This is a genomic window from Arthrobacter sp. H41 (genome assembly GCF_000520535.1).
Taxonomy (GTDB): domain Bacteria; phylum Actinomycetota; class Actinomycetes; order Actinomycetales; family Micrococcaceae; genus Arthrobacter_D.
Window position 1 is genome coordinate 1 of record NZ_KI914775.1, and the last position, 2,397, is coordinate 2,397.

Genomic DNA, 2,397 nt, shown 5'->3' on the forward strand with positions numbered 1-2,397 from the left:
CAAGCTTACCTTTCGAGCGTATCGCACACCCCTCGTCCGGGCGAGGTGAATCCTGAGTGAGGCCAACGGTGCTGTTGCGGTGAACGGCAAGGGTCCGCCTACCGCCGGTGGCGTCTTAATCCGATCGTGACCTCCTAGACTGTCCCCATGGGAGAGAATTTCGATGACGGATCGGTGGCGGCACTGCAGCACTTGATCCTCACTTCCGGCACCTTGGAGCTGTTCCTGGAAGGATTCGCCGAGCACACCTCGACCGTGCTGGAGGGTTCTGTCGAGGTGTTGTGCGGGGTGATGATGAAGCGGGAACACCATGCGGCCACGGTCGCTAGCAGCAGCGTCGAAGCCATCGCCCTCGATGAAGTCCGATACGGGCACGGCGAAGGCCCGAGCCTGCAGGCCATCCGGACCGGCACCACCACCGTCGTCACCGACGCCCGCACCGACCCGCGGTGGCCGCAATACTTCGCCGCCGTTCGGGACCAGGGCTACCACTCGATGCTCGGCGTGCCCCTGCTCCGCGGCGAGGACGGCGGGGTATCCGTCAATCTCTACGCCCGGGAACCAGGTGCGTTCACCCCATCAGTCATTGACCGGGTCGAGACCTATGCCGCCGAAATAGCCCTGACCCTGCAGCTGGCGTTGCGCCTGGCAGCCCACGAGAGGGCCTCCACCCACCTGAAGGCGGCGATGGAATCGCGGACCAACATCGACATCGCCGTCGGCATCGTCGTCGCCCAGAACCGGTGCACCCCGGAAGAAGCCATCGAAATCCTGCAACGCGCCTCCAACGGCCAGAACATCAAACTCCGAGCCCTGGCCGAGCAACTCGTCACCAGCATCGGCACCACCCCAGCGACAACACACTTCAGCACTTGAGATTCACCACCAGAAGGTCGATGGTCTTGCAGAATCTTCTATCCCGGAATTGACGCGCGTCCCTTGCTGCCCGGGATTCCTCCTGCACACCGCCCTCATCTGCCGCGACGCCGACGGCTTGCCATCAGAGACCACACGGCACTGCGGCTTTCCCACAGGTGGACGGCTTTGAGTTCACTCCTAACGGGCTCCACCCGCCCACAGGTGGACGACCCGCAGCTCAATTTTCACCACGGGTGAGAACTAGGCCTGGTCGTTGGTGAGGTCCTTGAAGTACCGGGCGACAGGCCACCGCGTGAAACCTGCAGCCTCATAACTGGCCCTCGAAGCCGCATGGCCCGGATCGTCACCGGTCTCAACCATGGCCATACCGGCGGCTCGGATGTTCTCGAACGCATGATTCATCAACGCTGTACCGACACCGCGGCGCTGATAATCCGGATCCACCGCCAACACATAAACCTCCCCCATCCGATCCTGGAGATGAAGCCGCACGGCCTCCCACCCAATGACCTGGCCATCCTCGAGGGCTACTTGCACACTCCCGGGCTCGTCATCCAGCACACGGGAAAGATCGGCGACCTGACGTGTGATCCAGCCCTGCGGATAAAAGGATTCGTACACGAAAGCAGGAACAGCGCCCTGTAACTAGGCCTGCTGCTGGGTGGAGTATTGACCGGAACGCTGGGCTGGCGGTGGGTGTTCTTCATCAACATCCCTATCGGGCTCGCCCTGCTCGCCGGCACCCGGATCCTCGTGGATGCACCCCGGCACGCTGGCCGGCTCGACCTGCCCGGCGCAGTCACCGGCACCGGCGGGATCGCCGCCCTGGTCTTCGCCATCATCCACGGAGGCGAGCAGGGCTGGACCGACCCGATGACACTGATCGCCTTCGCTTCGGCCGCCGTCCTGCTGCCCGCGTTCGTCGTCGTCGAATCCCGCCGCACGGACCCCATGCTGCCGTTGCGTTTATTCCGGGACCGTAACCGCACCGGCTCCTACCTCGGCATGCTGTTCATCAGCTTCGGGCCTATGGGCACCTTTTACCTGCTGACCCTCTACATGCAGCACATCCTCGAGTACGACCCCATCCGGACCGGAACGGCATGGCTGCCCTTCGGCGCCGGCATCATCCTCGCCGCCGGCATCGCCTCGAAACTCGTCGTCCGGCTCGCCCCCCGCACCGTCGCAGTCGCCGGAATTCTCATCTCCGCCGCCGCGATCCTGTGGCTGTCCACCATCACGCCGACCTCCGGATACTTCCAACACCTCATGGTCGGAATTTTCGCCGTCGCGGTCGGTTTCGGGCTGAGCTTCGTACCGCTGACCCTCACCGCCGTCACCGACGTCCGACCGGAAGACTCCGGAATCGCCTCAGCACTGCTCAACGCAGCACAGCAGATCGGCGTTGCCCTCGGCATCGCAGCACTGTCGACCATCAGCGTCACCACAACCCGAAACCGGCTACCGAATGCACTCCCGACCCTTCTTGAAGCCCGTGCAGCTGGCGATACCGACGTT

3 protein-coding genes are annotated in these 2,397 nt (G+C 63.7%); 2 read left to right on the plus strand and 1 reads right to left on the minus strand.

Annotation, left to right across the window (positions count from 1 at the left end):
• The first annotated feature begins 147 nt into the window (after nt 1–147).
• Nucleotides 148–876: a GAF and ANTAR domain-containing protein gene (locus Y705_RS0104540; protein ID WP_026531987.1), complete on the plus strand. Its 729-nt coding sequence runs from the start codon at nt 148–150 to the stop codon at nt 874–876.
• 243 nt (nt 877–1,119) lie between these two features.
• Here Y705_RS0104540 and Y705_RS17425 read toward each other — a convergent pair whose 3' ends face one another.
• Nucleotides 1,120–1,500, minus strand: coding sequence for a GNAT family N-acetyltransferase (locus Y705_RS17425; protein WP_081737784.1), 381 nt, complete (start codon nt 1,498–1,500; stop codon nt 1,120–1,122).
• A gap of 36 nt (nt 1,501–1,536) precedes the next feature.
• Between Y705_RS17425 and Y705_RS17430 the strand changes: the two genes are divergently transcribed.
• The coding region (locus Y705_RS17430; RefSeq protein WP_275450798.1) for an MFS transporter at nt 1,537–2,397 on the plus strand (861 nt) is incomplete at its 3' end.